Source organism: Geodermatophilus maliterrae (genome assembly GCF_041018925.1).
GTDB classification, from domain to species: domain Bacteria; phylum Actinomycetota; class Actinomycetes; order Mycobacteriales; family Geodermatophilaceae; genus Geodermatophilus; species Geodermatophilus maliterrae.
Genome location: NZ_JBFNXQ010000004.1, coordinates 94,961 through 113,172, shown reverse-complemented (window position 1 = coordinate 113,172; position 18,212 = coordinate 94,961). Strand labels below are relative to the sequence as shown.

General features: G+C 75.3%; 18 protein-coding genes. 4 read left to right on the top strand and 14 right to left on the bottom strand.

Annotated elements, in window-relative coordinates; genetic code table 11:
• Positions 1-3: 3 nt before the first annotated feature.
• From mdh to ABQ292_RS02660, 3 genes are read right to left on the bottom strand one after another with little or no spacing between them, the layout of a single operon-like run.
• Positions 4-957 carry a malate dehydrogenase gene (gene mdh / locus ABQ292_RS02670; RefSeq protein ID WP_369202931.1) on the bottom strand — a complete coding sequence of 318 codons (954 nt, stop codon included), beginning with the start codon at positions 955-957 and terminating at the stop codon, positions 4-6.
• A 53-nt stretch (positions 958-1,010) separates the two neighbouring features.
• On the bottom strand, positions 1,011-1,310 hold the full coding sequence (locus tag ABQ292_RS02665; protein WP_369202929.1) for a DUF3017 domain-containing protein: 300 nt from the start codon (positions 1,308-1,310) through the stop codon (positions 1,011-1,013).
• Entirely contained in the window at positions 1,307-2,179 is an 873-nt protein-coding gene (locus ABQ292_RS02660) for a bifunctional methylenetetrahydrofolate dehydrogenase/methenyltetrahydrofolate cyclohydrolase (protein WP_369202927.1), read from the bottom strand. The genes ABQ292_RS02665 and ABQ292_RS02660 overlap by 4 nt, the downstream gene beginning before the upstream one ends.
• A 113-nt stretch (positions 2,180-2,292) precedes the next feature.
• Here ABQ292_RS02660 and ABQ292_RS02655 point away from each other — a divergent pair, with 113 nt between their 5' ends.
• Positions 2,293-2,931, top strand: a complete 639-nt coding sequence (locus tag ABQ292_RS02655; protein ID WP_369202925.1) for a hypothetical protein — start codon at positions 2,293-2,295, stop codon at positions 2,929-2,931.
• 96 nt (positions 2,932-3,027) lie between these two features.
• On the opposite strand, the gene ABQ292_RS02650 is transcribed toward ABQ292_RS02655, so the two are convergent.
• The 9 genes from ABQ292_RS02650 to ABQ292_RS02610 all read right to left on the bottom strand — a co-directional run bounded on the left by ABQ292_RS02650 (position 3,028) and on the right by ABQ292_RS02610 (position 12,556).
• Positions 3,028-3,699, bottom strand: a complete 672-nt coding sequence (locus ABQ292_RS02650) for a pentapeptide repeat-containing protein (RefSeq protein WP_369202923.1) — start codon at positions 3,697-3,699, stop codon at positions 3,028-3,030.
• A gap of 11 nt (positions 3,700-3,710) precedes the next feature.
• Positions 3,711-5,276: a bifunctional phosphoribosylaminoimidazolecarboxamide formyltransferase/IMP cyclohydrolase gene (gene purH / locus ABQ292_RS02645; RefSeq protein WP_369202921.1), complete on the bottom strand. Its 1,566-nt coding sequence runs from the start codon at positions 5,274-5,276 to the stop codon at positions 3,711-3,713.
• Positions 5,273-5,881: a phosphoribosylglycinamide formyltransferase gene (purN, locus tag ABQ292_RS02640; RefSeq protein WP_369202919.1), complete on the bottom strand. Its 609-nt coding sequence runs from the start codon at positions 5,879-5,881 to the stop codon at positions 5,273-5,275. The genes purH and purN overlap by 4 nt, the downstream gene beginning before the upstream one ends.
• Positions 5,882-5,998: 117 nt before the next feature.
• Positions 5,999-7,195 (bottom strand): cell division protein PerM, encoded by a 1,197-nt coding sequence (locus ABQ292_RS02635; protein ID WP_369202917.1) that lies wholly within the window; start codon positions 7,193-7,195, stop codon positions 5,999-6,001.
• Positions 7,196-7,342: 147 nt separating this feature from the next.
• Positions 7,343-8,410, bottom strand: a complete 1,068-nt coding sequence (locus tag ABQ292_RS02630) for a hypothetical protein (protein WP_369202915.1) — start codon at positions 8,408-8,410, stop codon at positions 7,343-7,345.
• A 358-nt stretch (positions 8,411-8,768) separates the two neighbouring features.
• Complete coding sequence (gene sucD / locus ABQ292_RS02625) at positions 8,769-9,647, bottom strand: succinate--CoA ligase subunit alpha (RefSeq protein ID WP_369202913.1); 879 nt, start codon at positions 9,645-9,647, stop codon at positions 8,769-8,771.
• 126 nt (positions 9,648-9,773) lie between these two features.
• Entirely contained in the window at positions 9,774-10,934 is a 1,161-nt protein-coding gene (sucC, locus tag ABQ292_RS02620) for an ADP-forming succinate--CoA ligase subunit beta (RefSeq protein ID WP_369202911.1), read from the bottom strand.
• A gap of 63 nt (positions 10,935-10,997) precedes the next feature.
• Positions 10,998-11,462, bottom strand: a complete 465-nt coding sequence (locus tag ABQ292_RS02615) for a cobalamin B12-binding domain-containing protein (protein ID WP_369202909.1) — start codon at positions 11,460-11,462, stop codon at positions 10,998-11,000.
• Entirely contained in the window at positions 11,459-12,556 is a 1,098-nt protein-coding gene (locus ABQ292_RS02610; protein WP_369202907.1) for a hypothetical protein, read from the bottom strand. Before ABQ292_RS02610 ends, ABQ292_RS02615 begins: the two co-directional genes overlap by 4 nt.
• Before the next feature lie 190 nt (positions 12,557-12,746).
• Between ABQ292_RS02610 and ABQ292_RS02605 the strand changes: the two genes are divergently transcribed.
• Together ABQ292_RS02605 and ABQ292_RS02600 are read left to right on the top strand one after the other, a co-directional pair.
• Entirely contained in the window at positions 12,747-13,643 is an 897-nt protein-coding gene (locus tag ABQ292_RS02605) for an esterase/lipase family protein (RefSeq protein ID WP_369202905.1), read from the top strand.
• Between the two features lie 186 nt (positions 13,644-13,829).
• Entirely contained in the window at positions 13,830-14,639 is an 810-nt protein-coding gene (locus ABQ292_RS02600) for a M23 family metallopeptidase (RefSeq protein ID WP_369202903.1), read from the top strand.
• A gap of 191 nt (positions 14,640-14,830) precedes the next feature.
• Here the strand turns inward: ABQ292_RS02600 and pcrA are convergent, their stop codons facing one another.
• The gene (gene pcrA / locus ABQ292_RS02595; RefSeq protein WP_369202901.1) at positions 14,831-17,128 is read right to left on the bottom strand and encodes a DNA helicase PcrA; all 2,298 of its coding nucleotides are present in this window, start codon (positions 17,126-17,128) and stop codon (positions 14,831-14,833) included.
• Positions 17,129-17,405: 277 nt separating this feature from the next.
• Between pcrA and ABQ292_RS02590 the strand changes: the two genes are divergently transcribed.
• Positions 17,406-17,675: a chorismate mutase gene (locus ABQ292_RS02590; protein ID WP_369202899.1), complete on the top strand. Its 270-nt coding sequence runs from the start codon at positions 17,406-17,408 to the stop codon at positions 17,673-17,675.
• Positions 17,676-17,712: 37 nt separating this feature from the next.
• On the opposite strand, the gene ABQ292_RS02585 is transcribed toward ABQ292_RS02590, so the two are convergent.
• Complete coding sequence (locus ABQ292_RS02585) at positions 17,713-18,120, bottom strand: YybH family protein (protein WP_369202897.1); 408 nt, start codon at positions 18,118-18,120, stop codon at positions 17,713-17,715.
• Between the last annotated feature and the right edge of the window lie 92 nt (positions 18,121-18,212).

Here is an 18,212-nt window from a genome sequence, read left to right as displayed (position 1 = left end):
CCCTCACAGGTCGGCCACGTCGGCCTGCTTGGCCCGCACGGCCTCGGCCGCCTCGCGCAGGCCGGACAGCTCGCTCTCGGACAGGTCGCCCTCGACCACCCGGCGCACCCCCTCGCGCCCGATCTCGGCCTCGACGCCGAGGTAGACGCCGGAGATGCCGTACTCGCCGTCGACCCACGCGCAGACCGGCATGACCGCACCGGAGTCCTGGATGACCGCGCGCGCCATGCGGGCGGCGGCCGCGGACGGGGCGTAGTAGGCCGAGCCGGTCTTGAGCAGCGCCACGACCTCGGCACCGCCGTTGCGGGTCCGGTCGACGAGGTGCTCGATGCGGTCGGCCGGCAGGACGTCGGACAGCGGCTTGCCGTCGACGGTGCAGCGCGAGGGCACCGGCACCATCGTGTCGCCGTGGGAGCCGAGGGTCAGGGTGCGCACCGAGCCCACCGGGACGCCGAGCTCCTCGGCGACGTTGTTGGTGAACCGGGCGGTGTCGAGCATGCCGGCCTGGCCCATCACGCGGTTCCTGGGGAAGTCGGTGGCCAGCTGGGCGAGCGCGGTCATCTCGTCCAGCGGGTTGGACACGACGATGACGACGGCGTCCGGTGAGGTCTGCGCGACGTTCTCGGCGACCGACCGGACGATCTTCGCGTTGGTCTCGATGAGGTCCATGCGGCTCATGCCGGGCTTGCGCGGCAGACCCGCGGTGATCACGACGACGTCGGACCCCTCCGTGCCCGCGTAGGACCCACCGCCGACGCCGACGACCTTCGTCTCGAAGCCCTCGATCGGCCGGGACTGGTTCATGTCGAGGGCCAGACCCTCGGGCTTGCCCTCCACGATGTCGGTGAGCACGACGGTCTCGAAGACGTCGTACTCCGCGAGACGGAGGGCGGTGGTCGAGCCGTAGAAGCCGGCACCGACGACGGTGACCTTGCCGTTCCTGGGCTGCTCTGCCATGGGCGTCAACCTAGCGCCGCCCGTCGGTGGCCGCGCCCCGCGGTCCGGTGCACTCAGTCGCCCGGGACCGTGAGCACCAGCACCGTCAGCGCGACACCGGCCCCGCCCACCAGCACGACGTCGACCGGACGGCTGCGGACGGCGAGGAAGCCGACCCGCCGCAGCGGCAGGACCAGCCGCAGCAGCGCCGCCCCCACCAGCGCCAGGCCGACGACCAGCAGGCCGCGCCGCCAGTGCTCGAGGGCCACCATCGCCAGCCCCACCGCGACCACGACCAGCACCGCGAACAGCGGCAGCTGGCGCAGGAGCCCGGCCAGGAACGGCCGGCGCGTGTAGAGCGGGGGACGTGTCACGACGCGGCGAGCACCTCGGCGCCGGCGGCCCGCTCGGCGGCCAGGACGACGTTCTGCAGCAGCATCGCCCGGGTCATCGGGCCGACGCCGCCGGGGTTGGGGGCCACGTGCCCGGCCACCTCGGCGACGTCGCGGGCGACGTCCCCGGCGATCTTCCCGTCGACCCGGCTGACGCCGACGTCGAGCACGGCCGCACCCGGCCTGACCATCGCGGCGCTCACCAGGCCGGGCACCCCGGCCGCGGCGACGACGACGTCGGCGGCGCGGACGTGGGCGGCCAGGTCGCGCGTGCCGGTGTGGCAGAGGGTCACCGTGGCGTTCTCGCTGCGCCGGGTGAGCAGCAGCCCCAGCGGGCGGCCGACGGTGATCCCCCGGCCGACGACGACGACCTCGGCGCCGGCGATCGCGACGCCGTACCGGCGCAGCAGCTCGACGATGCCCACCGGCGTGCACGGCAGCGGCCCGTCGACGCCGAGGACCAGCCGGCCGAGGTTGACCGGGTGCAGCCCGTCGGCGTCCTTGGCCGGGTCCATCGCCTCCAGGACGGCGTACTCGTCGACCTGCCGCGGCAGCGGGAGCTGGACGATGTAGCCGGTGCACGCCGGGTCGGCGTTGAGCTCCTCGACGACGGCGAGGACGTCGGCCGGCGTCGCCGTGGCGGGCAGCTCGCGCTGGATGCTGGCGATGCCGACCTGCGCGCAGTCGGAGTGCTTGGCGTCGACGTACCAGCGGCTGCCCGGGTCGTCGCCGACCAGGAGCGTGCCCAGGCCCGGTTGGTGCCCGGCCGCCGTCAGGGCCGAGACCCGTGCGGTCAGCTCCTGACGGATGGTCGCTGCGGTCGCCTTGCCGTCGAGGATCGTCGCGGGCACGCGGACAGTGTGCCGGAGGCACCCCCGGGGCGGGCTCGACGGCCCTACCCTCACAGGCGGGGAGCGCAGCCCCGCACTGCCGACCCGCACGGCCGACCGCCAGGAGAGAGCAGATGACCGAGCGCGACCCGTCCACCCGTCAGGTCGGCGGCGAACCGCCGGCCGACGACTGGCGGGAGCAGACCACGCCGGGTCTCCTCCCCGTCGGCGGTGGCGCGTCCTCGGTGGACCCGGGCGGGTACGGCTACCCGGGCTCGGGCCAGAGCTACTCCACGACGCCCGACCACCCGACCAAGCCGGTGATCGTCCGGCGTCCCGACGGGCTGGCCGGGCTGCTGCTCCTGCTGGCCGGCGTCGCCGCCGCGGTGAGCCTGGTCCTGAGGTGGCTGCGGGAGCCCGGCGACATCGGCTGGGACCTCGTCCGCCGCGGGTTCGACGAGTTCGGCGGTGGCTTCGGCGACCTCGTCGGCTCCGGGTTCTGGCAGCCGCCGGCCGTCGTCCTCGGTGGCGGTGTGCTCTTCGTGCTCGGCCTGCTGCTGTGGCTGCCGGCGCGCACCCACCGGTTCCTCGGCGTGCTCGCGCTCTTCGTCAGCCTGCTGGCGCTGGCCGCGGTGCTGGTCCCGCTGGCCTCGGAGAGCTGGGACCCCGGCGCCTTCCGCCTCGGCTTCTGGTTCGCCTGCGCCGTCGGCGCCCTCGGTCTCCTCGGCGCCCTCAAGGCCATGCTGACGGGCCCCAGGTACGGCACGCGGTGACAGCGCCGTCCTCCCGGACGGCACCGCCCTGACTCCGCCGTCCTCCGCAGCCGGCTCGCCTCCGGTGCGTGCGTGCACGTCCGCGGACGTGCACGGTCACCCGTCGACGAGCGCTCCGTGCGCCGCTGCCACCTGGACGGCCTGGACGAGGTCGAGGCGGACGCCGGTGAGTTCCAGGGCACGCCACGGCAGGGCCTCGGTGGCCGCGCCGCGCAGGTCGCTGCCGCGCAGCTTCGTACCGCGCTGCATGCGGGCACGGTCGAGGTCGGCGCCGGTGAGGTCGCACTCACGCAGGTCCGCGTCGGTCAGGTCGGCCTCGCGGAAGCGCTGACCGGACAGGTCGCTGCCCGAGAGGTCCACGCCGCGCAGCGAGGTCCAGCTCCAGTCCGAGTCCGTCGTCGTCAGCGGCCGGAGCACCGCGCCCACGAACTGCGAGCCGGTCAGCTTGCAGCCCTCCCAGACGACGTCGATCAGCCGGGCGCGGTCGAAGCGGCAGGACAGGAACGCCGACCCCCGGTGCCGCGAGCCGCTCATCCGGACGCCGGTGAGGACGCAGGAGTCGAACACGCAGCGCCGGGTCACCAGCTCGGTGAGGTCGGCGTCGTCGAAGCGGCAGCGGGTGAACGTGACGCCGTCGAGCTCGGCGCCCCACCAGTCGGCCCGGGCGAGGTCGACGTCCTCGACCTCCTCCCCCGGTTCCGGCGGACGGAGGTGCGGCCGTGGCCCCGTGTAGGGGCCCGCGCCGAGCTTGCGAGGGGTGGGGGGCACGGGGTCCTTCCTCAGTGGGCGAAGTGGCGGGTCCCGGTGAGGTACAGCGGGACGCCGGCCGCCCGCGCCGCGTCGACGACCTCCTCGTCGCGCACCGAGCCACCGGGCTGCACGACCGCGCGGACCCCGGCGTCGAGCAGCACCTGCAGGCCGTCGGCGAAGGGGAAGAACGCGTCGGAGGCGGCCACCGACCCGGTCGCCCGCTCCCCCGCCCGTGTCACGGCGAGCCGGGCGGCGTCCACGCGGTTGACCTGCCCCATCCCGACGCCGACGGTCGCCCGGTCGTGCGCCAGCAGGATCGCGTTGCTGCGCACCGCCCGGACGCTGCGCCAGGCGAACACCAGGTCGTCGAGGCCGGCGGCGTCCAGCGGCTCGCCGCAGGCCAGCGTCCAGGTGGTGGGGTCGTCGCCGTCGGCGTCGATGCGGTCGGCGCTCTGCAGCAGCAGCCCGCCGCTGACCGGCCGCAGCTCGACCGCGGGCCGGCCGGCCTCGGGCAGCCGCAGCAGCCGGATGTTCTTCTTCGCCGTCAGCACCTCGATCGCGTCCTCGGTGAACGACGGCGCGACGACCACCTCGGTGAACACGCCGGCCACCTGCTCGGCCATGGCGAGGTCGACCTCGCGGTTGGCCGCGATCACCCCGCCGAACGCCGAGACCGGGTCGCAGGCGTGCGCCTTGCGGTGCGCCGCGGCGATGTCGGTACCGACGGCGATGCCGCACGGGTTGGCGTGCTTGATGACCGCCACGCACGGGTCGGTGTGGTCGTGGGCGGCCCGCCAGGCGGCGTCGGTGTCGACGTAGTTGTTGTAGGACATCTGCTTGCCGTGCAGCTGCTCGGCGTGCGCCAGCCCGGGCTGTCCGCTGCGGTAGAGCGCGGCCCGCTGGTGCGGGTTCTCGCCGTAGCGCAGCACGTCGGCGCGCTGCCAGCTGGCGCCCACCCACGTCGGGAAGCCCGACTCGTCGTCCGGGGCGAGCACGTTGCCCATCCACGAGGCGACGGCGATGTCGTAGGTGGCGGTGTGCCGGAACGCGGCGGCGGCCAGCCGCTGCCGCTCGGCGAGGGTGAACCCCCCGCCGGCGACGGCGGTCAGCACGTCGCCGTAGCGCGCCGGGTCGACGACGACGGCCACCGACGGGTGGTTCTTCGCCGCCGCGCGCACCATCGCCGGGCCACCGATGTCGATCTGCTCGACGCACTCGTCCGGCGTCGCACCGGAGGCCACGGTGTCGGGAAACGGGTAGAGGTTGACCACCACGAGGTCGAAGGCGGCGATGCCGAGCTCGTCGAGCTGCTGCACGTGCTCGGGCCTCCGGCGGTCGGCCAGGATGCCGGCGTGCACCGCCGGGTGCAGCGTCTTCACCCGGCCGTCGAGGCACTCGGGGAAGCCGGTGACCTGCTCGACCGGCGTCACCGGCACGCCGGCGTCGGCGATGCGGCGGGCCGTGGCCCCCGTGCTCACCAGCTCGACGCCGGCGTCGGCCAGCCCGCGGGCCAGCTCCTCGACACCGGTCTTGTCGTAGACGCCGAGCAGCGCGCGGCGGACGGGCGTGCGGGCGGCGTCGGGGGTCTCGGTCATCGGGGGCTCTCCTCCGTCGTCCCGGTGACGAGTCGCGCCACCGTCTCCATCAGGAGCGTGCGCTCCACGGCCTTGATCCGTTCGTGCAGGCGGTCCTCGTCGTCGCCGGGGAGGACGGGGACCTCGCGCTGGGCCAGCACCGGGCCGGTGTCGACGCCGGCGTCGACCAGGTGCACCGTGCTGCCGGTCACCTCGGCGCCTGCGCCCAGCGCGTCGCGGACGGCGTGCGCGCCGGGGAAGGCCGGCAGCAGGGCGGGGTGGGTGTTGACCAGGCGGCCCTCGTAGCGCTCCAGCACCGCGGGCCCGACGATCTTCATGAACCCGGCCGAGACGACGAGGTCGGGGTGGTGCGCGGCGATCACGTCGGCCAGCGCGCGGTCCCAGGCGGCGCGGTCGGGGAAGTCGCGCAGCCGGCAGGTGGCGGTGGGCAGGCCACGGCGGCGCGCGTGCTCGAGACCGGGGGCGTCGCGGTCGCTGACCACGGCGACGACGTCGGCCGGGTACCCGGGGTCGTCGGTGGCCTCGAGCAGTGCCGCGCACAGCGACCCGGTGCCCGAGAGCAGGACGACCACCCGCGCCCGCGCAGGACGTACGGGGGCGGGCACGCCCGCGACCCTATAAGGACCCTCCTGCCCCCATCGCTCGCACGCTCACGGCCGGCCCCCGCAGGAGGGCCGTTCCAGCAGGTCACCCGCTCGGCAGGAGCCTCTGGACGGGGCCGGTCAGCCCGGCGACCGCCAGCGCGCGACGGCGCCCGCGAGCGCCGCGGCGATGCCGGCCTGGGCGGCGACGGCGAGCGCGGTGGGCACCGGCGGGGCACCGACGTCGGCGAGGGCGCCGTCGCCCAGCGAGCCGCCGGCCACCGCGGCGACGACGCCCGCGGCCAGGCCGACCAGTCCCCCGGTGAGCACGCCCCACAGGCCGGCCATCACCGAGCCGCCGTCGTCGTCGATCATGCGCCGGCCCAGCGTCACGCCGGCGACCAGGCCCGCGAGCGCCGGCACCGCCTGCGAGACGAAGGCCAGCAGCGGCACCGCCTGGGTGTCGGGCAGCGCGGCCAGCAGCGGCAGCGCCGGCACCGGGCCCAGGCTGATCCCGTGCACCGAGACCACGGTCCCGGTGCCCACGGAGAAGCCCGGACCGGCCGCCAGCCCGAGGGACGCGGCGGCGGCGTTGGGCAGGAGCAGCGCGCCCAGCGCGAGCAGACCGACCGCGCCGGCACCCGAACCGCCGAGCGAGCCGGCCACGGCGGCGTAGCCCGCGGTGTCGGCGGCCAGCGCGACCGCGACGACCGCGGCGCCCAGACCCAGGGCGGTCAGCAGCCCGGCGAGGACGGCGGGCAGCACCGCCCGGACGGCGCCGGGCAACCGGTCCAGGACGGCGTCGAGCAGGCCGCTCTCGCGCAGCACGCCCCAGCCCGCGGCAGCCGCGGCGAGGACGGCGGGGCCGGCGGCGCAGCGCAGCAGGTCGGTGCGCGCTCCGGGCCCGTCGACGGCCAGGGCGAGCAGCACGGCGAGCGCGGCGTGGACGGTGACGACGGTCCCGGCCACCCCCGCGGCGCCCCCTGCACCCACCCGGTCGACCAACCGGACCACACCGCGCGCGGCACGGGACAGCCCCCAGGCCACGGCCAGGGTGAGCAGCAGCGGCGCCAGCACCAGCGGGCCCGACGGCAGCCGCAGTCCCCCGCCCTGGGCGAGCAGCCAGAGCCGTCCGGCCACCCGGGCCGAGCCGCCGACCGGGAGCCCGCCCGAGGGGTCGAGGGTCTGCACCACGACGACGGCGAGACCCAGACCGACCAGCCCGAGCACCGACACCGCGAGCGTGGCGGCGGCGGCGAGCGCGGCCGGGTACCAGGGTCGGCGGGCGTCCGGGTCGCGCTGCCCGGGCAGGGGCAGGCGGGCGAGCAGGGAGACCACGCGCCCACTGTCGCAAGCCCCGCCGCCGGATGGGCGGCGCACGCGCCGGGACGCCGTCCGGTGGACGCCGGCGAGGGACGGACGCCGGTGCCGCCGTCCCTCGCCGGGACGGGTGCCGGCCTCAGCCGGACGGGGATGACGCCCCGGTCAGGAGTGGCCCTGGCCCGACGCGGTGGAGCCGCCGGGCTGACCGGCCGGGCGTTGTGCGCCCGGGTCGGTCGCCGGGGACGGCGTGTACGGCTGTCCGGCCTGCCCGGGGTGCGGCTGACCCCAGGACGGGTCGGGCTGCCCGTACCGACCCGGGTCGGTCGACCGCTCCGGGCCCGGCCGGCCCCCGTGGGGCTGTCCGGGGGAGGCCGACCGGCCGGCACCGGAGCCGGGTGCCTGCCGGTGGGCCCACTGCGCGGCACCGGCGAGGCCACCGGGCAGCGCCCGCTGCGTGCGCAGCTCGGACAGCAGCCGCAGGACGGCGAACACCGTGACGGCGGCGGCGACCAGCAGTGCGAGCAGGCCGAAGACCGGGAAGTCGACGTCGGTGAGCGTGGCGAACTGGAGGAAGGCGACCAGCGTGAGCAGCGTGGCCAGGCCGGTGAGGCCCACCGTGACCCAGCTGCGCGGGAAGCCCAGCGGCAGCTCCACGAAGGCCGGCAGCAGCGCCCACGCCGCGGCGAGCAGCAGCAGCACGAAGCCGAACGTGACCAGGCCGCTGGAGGAGAAGCCGGAGTAGCTGTAGCTGACCTCCGGGACGTCGAAGCCCGGGAGGTCGAAGCTGTCGCTGGTGTAGCTGACCCAGGGCAGGGCCGCCAGCACCAGGTAGAGCAGCGCACCGGCGGCAACGACGTGGTCGGCCGTCCTCAGCCGCTTGAGGTCGAAGCCCGCGCCGGGCGGGCGGCCGGGGCCCGGGCCGTGGGGCGGCGGGGCGCCGTAGGGGGGCGGCTGCCCGTACGCGAACTGCTGGCCGTACGGCTGGCCGTAGGGCGGCTGCTGCCCGTACGGGAACTGCTGGCCGTACGGGAACTGCTGCCCGTACGTGGGCTGGCTGTACGGCTGCTGGCCGTGGAACTGGTCGTGGAACGGCTGAGCGCCGTACGGCTGCTCCTGCGGCGGCGGGCCGTACGGCGGAGCGGCGGGAGGCTGCTGGCCGTGGCCCGGCTGACCGCCCGGGCCCGGCTGCCCGTGGCCCCCGCGCTGCTCGGGGGGCTGGCTGGACGTCATGGGTCGGCTACCTCTCGTCACATCGGTACGGCGCGACGCGATGCTCTCCCCCGTCGGAGGCCAGGGCAACCACGCCACGCTCCTCCGCGACCAACGACGGCCGGGATCGCGACCGGGCGGCGACCGCCCCCTCCGCCGCCTCGATCACCGCCCGCCCACCGTGGCGCCGTCGGGCGTCCAGCGGGCAGGCGCCCGCGGTCAGGACCAGGCCGATCCCCGGCGGCGGGCCGCCGCACACGCGGAGGAGGCGCCCGCCAGGTCCGGTGGACGGACCAGGCGGACGCCCCCTCCGGAGTCACGACCCCGTCCCGGGTCCCGCCGTGAGCCTGCGAGCGGTGGGGGGCACGAGGGTCCTTCCTCAGCCGCCGACGATCTCCCGCATGAGGCGGGCGGTCTCCGACGGCGTCTTGCCGACCTTGACGCCCGCGGCCTCCAGGGCCTCCTTCTTGGCCTGCGCCGTGCCGGCCGAGCCGGAGACGATGGCGCCGGCGTGGCCCATGGTCTTGCCCTCCGGCGCGGTGAAGCCGGCGACGTAGCCGACGACCGGCTTGGTCACGTTGGCCTTGACGAAGTCCGCCGCGCGCTCCTCGGCGTCGCCACCGATCTCACCGATCATGACGATGGCCTCGGTCTCCGGGTCGTCCTGGAAGGCCTGCAGGCAGTCGATGTGCGTGGTGCCGATGACCGGGTCGCCGCCGATGCCCACGCAGGTGGAGAAACCGATGTCCCGGAGCTCGTACATCATCTGGTAGGTCAGCGTGCCCGACTTGCTGACCAGCCCGATCCGGCCCTGCTGGGTGATGTTGGCCGGGATGATGCCGGCGTTCGAGCGCCCGGGGCTGATCAGGCCCGGGCAGTTGGGGCCGATGATCCGGGTCGAGCCGCTCTGGGCGTGCGCCCAGAAGGCGGTCGAGTCGTGCACCGGGATGCCCTCGGTGATGACGACGGCGAGACCGATCTGGGCGTCGACGGCCTCGACGACCGCGCCCTTGGCCCCCGCCGGGGGCACGAAGATGACGCTGACGTCGGCGCCGGTCTCCTTCATGGCCTCGGACACGCTGCCGAAGACCGGCACGCTGGCGCCGTCGAAGTCGACGCTCTCGCCGGCCTTCTTCGGGTTGACGCCGCCGACGATGGCGGTGCCGGAGGCGAGCATGCGCTGGGTGTGCTTGCGCCCCTCGGAGCCGGTCATGCCCTGGACGATGACCTTGCTGTTCTCGTTGAGGAAGATCGACATCTCGGAAGTCCTGTTCTCAGGAGTGAAGGGGGCCCGGCCCCCTGCAGGGTCCCGCCGCGAGCTCGCGAGCGGTGGGGGGCAGGGGGTCCTTCTACTGCGAGGGGTGGGGAGGAAGGGGGTCCTTCCTCAGGCGGCGAGCTCGGCGGCCCGGCGGGCGGCGCCGTCCATCGTGTCGACCAGGGTCACCAGCGGGTGGTTGGCCTCGGCGAGGATCCGCCGGCCCTCCTCGACGTTGTTGCCGTCGAGCCGGACGACCAGCGGCTTGGTCGCCTCGTCGCCGAGCAGCTGCAACGCGTGCACGATGCCGTTGGCGACCGCGTCGCAGGCGGTGATCCCGCCGAAGACGTTGACGAAGACGCTTTTCACGGCGGGGTCGGAGAGGATGATGTGCAGGCCGTTGGCCATGACCTCGGCCGAGGCGCCGCCGCCGATGTCGAGGAAGTTGGCCGGCTTCACGCCGCCGAACTCCTCACCGGCGTAGGCGACGACGTCGAGGGTGCTCATGACCAGGCCGGCGCCGTTGCCGATGATGCCGACCGCGCCCTCGAGCTTGACGTAGTTGAGGTCCTTCTCCTTGGCCGCGGCCTCGAGCGGGTCGGCCGCGGCGCTGTCCTCCAGGGCCTCGTGCTCCTGGTGCCGGAAGCGCGCGTTCTCGTCGAGGGTCACCTTCGCGTCGAGCGCGAGCACGGTGCCGTCGGGCGCCTTGGCCAGCGGGTTCACCTCGACGAGGGTGGCGTCCTCCTTGCTGAAGACGTCCCACAGCTGGACGGCGATGGCGATCACCTGGTCCCGCACCTCGGCGGGGAAGCCGGCGGCGTCGACGATCTCGGTGGCCTTCTGGGTGTCGACGCCGACCGTGGCGTCGACGGGGATGCGGGCCAGCGCCTCCGGGCGCTCGACGGCGAGCTGCTCGATCTCCATGCCGCCCTCGACGCTGGCCATGGCCAGGAAGGTGCGGTTGGCGCGGTCGAGCAGGTAGGAGAAGTAGTACTCCTCGGCGATGTCGCTGGCCTGGGCCACCATCACGCGGTGGGTGATGTGCCCCTTGATGTCCAGGCCCAGGATGTCCTGGGCCCGCGCCCTGGCCTCGTCGGCGTCGTCGGCCAGCTTGACCCCGCCGGCCTTGCCGCGGCCACCGGTCTTGACCTGCGCCTTGACGACGACGCGCGTGCCGATCTCCCGCGCGATCGCCTCGGCCTGGTCGGGTGTCTCGGCCACGCCGCCGGGGAGCACGGGCACGCCGTGCGAGGCCAGCAGGTCACGCGCCTGGTACTCGAAGAGATCCACGAACAGGCACCGTAGCTCCCGCGCGTCCGGGTCGTGGCACCGGCGTGGGAGGGGTGGGCGGCGTCACGGCACGCGGCCGCCGGCACCCCCGTCCGGGCGCGGTCCCGGGGCCGGTGCCGGTGCCGCGGAGCCGGTCCCGCCGGCGCGGTGCAGGGCGGCGACGACCTCGTCGGGCGGGGTGCCGTCGGCGAACCGCCGCACGCCCGCGGGCAGGTTGCCGTCCTCCGGTCCGCCGAGCACGAACGCGGCGACGTCGTCCACGCCGGCGCCGGACAGCCGCTCGAGCACGTCGGCCAGCAGCCCGGGGGGCGCGCCGGCCAGGCCGACGGCGTCGGCGTCCTCCTGCACCACGGTGGCCGCCAGCTGCCCGGCCGACCGCGGGACACCGGTCAGGACGACCTCCGCACCCGCGTCGCGCAGGGCGCGGGCCAGGGCCACGGCGCGGGGGTCCGCCGGCGCCTCGGTCCCGGCGACGACGACCCGCAGCCGCTCGGCGACGCGTCCGGTCCCGCTCCCGCCGGTCGTCACGGGGCCGGCGTCCGGCGCAGCCGCCAGGCGAGCACGGTGAGCAGCCCGTAGGCCGCACCGGCGACGAGCAGCCCCGCGCCGGGCACGGTCCACTCGAGGTCCGGGCTGGCGACGGCGTCGCGCAGCCCGGTCAGCCCGGCGGCGAGCACGGTCACGGTGAGGGCGAGCAGGCCGCCGACCGCGGCCAGCCGCGGCCGCAGCGAGGGGGCGAGGACCGCGCCGACCAGGACGGCGCCGGCCAGGAGCAGCCCGCCCAGCAGCGCCAGCCCCGGCCGCTCGAGCAGCGCCTGCGGACCCTGCTGCTCGACCACGACCTCCATTCCGGTGGCCGGGTCGGCGACGAGCCGGTCGGGGACGTCGGCAGCGGGCAGGGCCAGGCACAGCACGGTGAGGACGCCGAGCAGCACGGCACCGCCGGCCAGCCCCGGGCGGGCGGGGTCGAGGGCACCGCGGTCCTCCATCAGCGTGCGGCCCCACGCCGCGGCGGCGCACCCGCCGGCGAGGACGGTCAGCCCGAGCGCGAGCACCTGCAGCCACCAGCCGGCCCCGGTCGCCACCGAGCTGGTGAGCACCCGCTCGCCGGCGAGCACCTCGATGCCGGGCCGCACCGTCGAGCTGCTGCCGCGGTAGACCTCGATGAGCAGCGAGCCGAGGGCCAGCACCCCGCCCACCCCGGCGTAGGCCAGCCCGAACCGGGGGACCCGGCCGGCCGCGAGCCCCGCTCCGACCGCCACCGACGTCAGCGGGACGACGAGGCCGACCAGCACGCCGCCGACGCCCCGGCCGAGGGTGAGCTCCTGGCTCCCGACGACGAGGTAGAGGGGGAACAGCGCGGCCGCGCCGGCCACGCCGGCCAGGACGAGGAGCGCCCCGGCGACGCGGGCGGTGCGCGGCGGCTCGCCGACGATCAGGCCGTCGGTGGACGCAGGGGGGACGGCGGGGCCCTCGGGCCGGCCCGTCGCCGCCTGCGGCCGCCGGTTGCCGGCCGGCCGGCCACCCCCGGTCCCCCGCTCGCGCGCGGCAGCGGAGCCGGTGCGCCGGGGGGTCGCGCCACTGGTGCGGTCGTCACGGGCAGAGCGGTCCCGGCCGGCCACGAGGCCTCCTTCGTCGAGATGTGTCACGAAGCGGCCTCGATGTCGTCGAGATCCGGCATCGTCGGTGTGACCGTCGCCACACGAGGGCATTACCGTCGTGTGAACGGAGCACAGGCAGGGTGCTCCGGCCACCGACGAGCTCTCGGTTCCCGGGACCAGGGCGGTGGCCGACGAACGGGGAGGACCAGCCATGCGCGCGACCGGCGACCCCGGGTGCCGTCCAGAGTGGCACACCGGGGACCACTCCCCGATCACGCCACGAGGCCTCCTGCGCACCCTGGCCACACCGGCCGCCGTCGCCGGTGGGCTGACCGAGCTGGCCTGGGTCGGCGCGCACCTGGTCATGTACCCGCTGGGCACGAGCAACGAGGTGCTGCGGCTCGACCCCCGGTGCCGCCCCGGTGAGCAGCCGCCCGGTGTCCGCGCGCTGTTCGCCGCCGACCCGCTGGCCGCTCGCATCCCGGTGCTGCTGGTGCACGGGCTCGTAGACAACCGCTCGATCTTCACGGTGATGCGCCGCGGGCTGCGCCGGCGGGGCTTCGCGCAGGTCTGCACGTGGAACTACAGCCCGATGCTGGGCGACGTCGCCCGGGGCGCCCGCGAGCTCGGTGCGCACATCGAGCAGATCTGCGCGCAGACCGGGCACGACCGCGTCCACGTCGTCGGGCACAGCCTGGGCGGCCTGATCGCCCGCTACCACGTCCAGCGGCAGGGCGGCGGCCGGCGGGTGGAGTCGCTGGTGACGCTGGGGACGCCGCACGGCGGGTCGGTGCTCGCCCACCTGCTGCCCACGCCGATGGTGCGCCAGCTGCGGCCGGGCTCCCCCGTGCTGCGTGAGCTCGCCCAGCCCGCGCCCGACTGGTCGACCCGCATGACCGCGCTCTACAGCGACCTCGACCAGATGGTCGTCCCCACGCGAGCCGGGCGCTGCGACCACCCCGACCTGAAGGCGCGCAACGTGCTCGTCCGCGGTGTCGGACACCTGTCGCTGCCCTTCCACCGCGGCGTCGTCGACGAGGTGGCCGCGACCCTCGCCGGCGTGCGCCCGGCCACGCCGACCCGGCTGGCCCCGGCGGCGGTCGCCTGACCGGTCGCGGTGGGGACATGACGACACGCAGGGTCGCCTACCCCCCTCGTCGGTGACTGCACGTTACGGTCCGATCACGGCGCCGGTACCCACCGGCGGGCGTCCCACCGGGCGCCTCCACCGCCGTCGCTCCCCCGGCGGACCGCTGCGCGCAGTGGTCCCGGGAGCGTGGACGAAGGGTGTCCCGTGGCCCGGCAGAGTGGTCCCGCGCTCCTCGAGCGCCCGGCGGGGAGCCCCCTGCCCGTCACCGCCGTGCCGCCCCGGGTGGGGGCACCGGCCGGCGACGTCCGCGACGCCGCCCCTGACGACGCTCCCGAGGACACCGCCGGGCCGGCCGCGCGCCGCACCGTGCGCCGCCCGCCCGGCCGGCGCGGGCCGCTGTGGCTGGCCGCGCTCGTCGTCGGGGCCGTGCTCGCCGCCGTCCCCGGCTTCACCGGCGGGACGCCCACCCCGACCTCGGTCAGCGCGGCCGACTACGGGCTCGGCGCGGCCGACATCGGCCTGACCGGGGACGTGGAGGACGCCGAGGCGCGCCGCGGGATCAGCCAGGCCGAGGCCCAGCAGCGCCTGAGCGAGCTCGCCGCCTCGCGCGCCGCCCGCGAGCCGCGGACCGTCCTGCCTGCGCAGGGCCGCATGACGACCTGCTTCTGCATGCGCTGGGGCTCGATGCACTACGGCATCGACCTCGCCGGCCCGCTCGGCACCCCGATCCACGCGGTCACCGACGGCGTCGTGCTGCGCGCCGGCCCGGCCTCGGGGTACGGCAACGCCGTCTACGTCCAGGACGCCGACGGCAACGTGCACGTCTACGGCCACATGCGCTACTACGACGTCGAGGCCGGCCAGATCGTGCACGCCGGCGACCAGATCGCCGAGATCGGCAACGAGGGCCAGTCGACCGGCCCGCACCTGCACTACCAGATCAACCGCGGCAGCATGACCGGCCGGCCGATCGACCCCGAGGAGTGGCTCGCCGACCACGGCGTGGCGATCTGACGGTCGGGGCACGTCCGCGGAGCGGCACTGCGGGTGTTCCTCGTGCCCTGGGGGCGGTGCAGGACCCGCAGTCCACGAGGACCACCGGTGGAGCGGGGTGCGGGACCGCAGGCTCCCCGACCGGTCCGTGGCCGGGCTCGGCGCAGGTCGGGACGGCACCTGGCCGCGGTGTCGTCAGGCGGACGACCGTGTCAGAGCTTGACGAGCGGGGCGTAGCGCAGGACCAGGCGCTTGGTGCCGCCCGAGCCGAAGTCGACCGTGGCCTGCGCCTTGTCGCCGGCACCGTTGACCTCGACCACCGTGCCGAGGCCGAACGCGTCGTGGCTGACCCGGTCGCCGACCTCGACGGAGATCACCGCGCGGTTGCCAGCACCGCCGCGCAGCCCACCGGTGGACAGCCCGGTGGCGGCCACCCGCGACTGCGCCGAGCCGTACCCGGTGCTCGGTGCCGGCGTCGGGTCGACGCGGGCCCAGTGGACGGCGTCGCCGGGCAGCTCGTCGAGGAACCGCGACGGCGGGTTGTAGGCCGGCTGCCCCCAGCTGGTGCGCACCGTGGCACGGGAGAGGAACAGCCGCTGCCGGGCGCGGGTGATGCCGACGTAGGCCAGCCGCCGCTCCTCCTCCAGCTCGCGCGGGTCCCCCAGGGCGCGCAGGTGCGGGAAGACGCCGTCCTCCAGCCCGGTGAGGAACACGACCGGGAACTCCAGGCCCTTGGCGGTGTGCAGCGTCATCAGCGTGACGACGCCGGCCTCGTCGCCGGACACGGGGATCTGGTCGGCGTCGGCCACCAGTGACACCTGCTCGAGGAAGTCGGTGACCGTGCCGCCGGGGTTCGTCGCCTCGAACTCCGCGGCCACCGAGACGAGCTCGTTGAGGTTGTCGACCCGCCCCTCGTCCTGCGGGTCGTTGCTGGCCTCCAGCTCGGCGAGGTAGCCGGTGCGGTCGAGGATGCTCTCGAGGAGTGCCGCGGGGCCCGAGCCGGTCTCGACCAGCTGCTCGAACTCCTCCAGCAGCGCGACGAAGTCCTGCAGTGCCTTGAGCGAGCGCGGCGCCAGCGTGGTGATCTCCGGGCAGCGGCGCAGCGCGGTGGCGAAGGCGATCCGTTCCCGGTCGGCGAACTGCTCGACGCAGGACTCCGCCTTGTCGCCGATGCCGCGCTTGGGCGTGTTGATGACCCGGCGGAGGCTGACGACGTCGGCCGGGTTGGCCACCACCTTGAGGTAGGCAAGCGCGTCGCGGACCTCCTTGCGCTCGTAGAAGCGCACCCCGCCGACGACCTTGTAGGGCATGCCGACGCGGATGAACACCTCCTCGAACACACGCGAGGCGTTGTTGGTCCGGTAGAAGACGGCGATGTCCTTGGGCGCCGCCTCGCCCTCGTCGACCAGCGCGTCGATCTGCTCGGCCACCCAGGCGGCCTCGTCGTGCTCGTTCTCGGCGACGTAGCCCTCGATCAGCTCGCCGTCGCCGGCGTCGGTCCACAGGTTCTTGGGCCGCCGGCTGGTGTTCTTGGCGATGACGGTGTTGGCCGCCTTGAGGATGCGCTGCGTCGAGCGGTAGTTCTGCTCGAGCAGGATCGTCGTCGCCTGCGGGTAGTCGCGCTCGAACTCGTCGATGTTGCGGATCGTGGCGCCGCGGAAGGCGTAGATCGACTGGTCGGCGTCGCCGACGACGCACAGCTCGGCCGGCGGGACGGGACCTTCGCCGGTGCCGACCAGCTCGCGGACCAGCACGTACTGCGCGTGGTTGGTGTCCTGGTACTCGTCGACCAGCACGTGCCGGAAGCGGCGGCGGTAGTGCTCGGCGACGTCGGGGAATGCCTGCAGGAGGTTGACCGTCGTCATGATCAGGTCGTCGAAGTCCAGCGCGTGCGCCTCGCGCAGCCGCCGCTGGTAGAGCGTGTAGGCCTCCTTGAGCACCTTCTCCGGCGCCGTCTGGGGGCTGAAGGACTCCTCGTCGACCAGCTCGTTCTTCAGGTTGGAGACCTGCGCGGTGAGGCTGCGGCCGGGGTAGCGCTTGGCGTCGAGGTCGAGGTCGCGGGCGACCATGGTCATGAGCCGCACCGAGTCGCCCTGGTCGTAGATCGTGAACGACGACTTCAGGCCCAGCTTGGTGGCCTCGGCGCGCAGGATGCGCACGCACATGGAGTGGAACGTCGACACCCACATCGCCCGGGCGCGCGGGCCCACGAGGGCGGCCACCCGCTCCTTCATCTCCCCGGCGGCCTTGTTGGTGAAGGTGATGGCCAGCACCTCGCCGGGCTGCACCCCCCGGGCGCCGAGCAGGTAGGCGATCCGGTGCGCGAGCACCCGGGTCTTGCCCGAGCCGGCGCCGGCCACGATGAGCAGCGGGCCGCCCTCGTGGACGACGGCCTGGCGCTGCGGGCCGTTGAGGCCGGCCAGCATCCGGTCCAGCTCCCGGCCGGCGGAGCCGGGTGCGGAACGCTGGAGAGCGGCGGTACCGGGGAGGGCCTGCTGCACGCTGCTCATAGCCACACCACTGTAGTTCGGATGGGGGACGGCTCCCCCGTCGGCGAAGCTATCTGGGGACGGCACCCCGGCGGGCCGCCCTGGTGTCGCCTCCCGGCGCTGTGGCAGACTCCGCGACGTGCTGCTCGCCACCGTCAGCTTTCACTACGGCCACCGGGATCCGGTGTCCGTCACCGCCGGCTGAGCAACCGCCGCAACAGACGCCCCGGGCCCGAGGAGCCCGGGGCGTTTCTCGTTCCCGGGGTCCGACGGCCACCGCCCCACCCGGAGGACCCCGATGACCGCCACCCTCCCCACCGCCGGCGCCGACCAGCAGATCGCCGAGCTGCGCCAGGAGATCGACGCCTGCGACGCCGAGCTCATCGCCCTGGTGCAGCGCCGGCTGGCCATGTCCCAGCAGATCGGTGAGCTGCGCCGCGCCGCCGGCGGCACCCGGCTGTCCCTCTCCCGCGAGCAGCAGGTGCTCGCCCGCTTCCGGACCGCGCTCGGCCCGGACGGCGCCGCTCTCGGCATGATGCTGCTCCGCCAGGGCCGCGGCCGCCTCTGAAGGGAGGACCCCGCGGGAGGGCCACCGTCGTGGTCGGTCAGCCGTCGCGCTGGTCGGGCGGCGGGAGGTCGGCGTGGCGGTGGACCAGCCACCAGTCGCCCTCGATCCGCCGGTAGACGTGCGTCACCCGGATCGCCATCGGCCGGGGTTCGCCACCGTCGACGCGCACCGTGCCCTCCTCGGTGCCGACCGTGTACGCGAGGTCGCCGCTGTGCTCGACCACCTCGTACCGCGGGACGAGCCGGCCGTTCCCGAAGCGACTGCCCACCCGCTCGACGGTCCTCGTGACGGCGTGGTGGCCCTTCTCGATCGGCCCCCGGGCACCGAACAGCGTCACGTCGGTGGAGTCAGCCCAGCAGGCCGCGTACGGACCGGGGTTCCCGGCCCCCATCTCCGCGAGCCCGTCGGCGACGCGTTCCAGCGCTCGCGACAGTGCGGGATCCACGGCCCCTCCTCCCACCCGGCGTGCCGGGCAGGAGCGTCCCGTGCGGCACGGACAGGCCGGGCCAGCATGCCCCCGGCTGTCCGGCCGCGGGG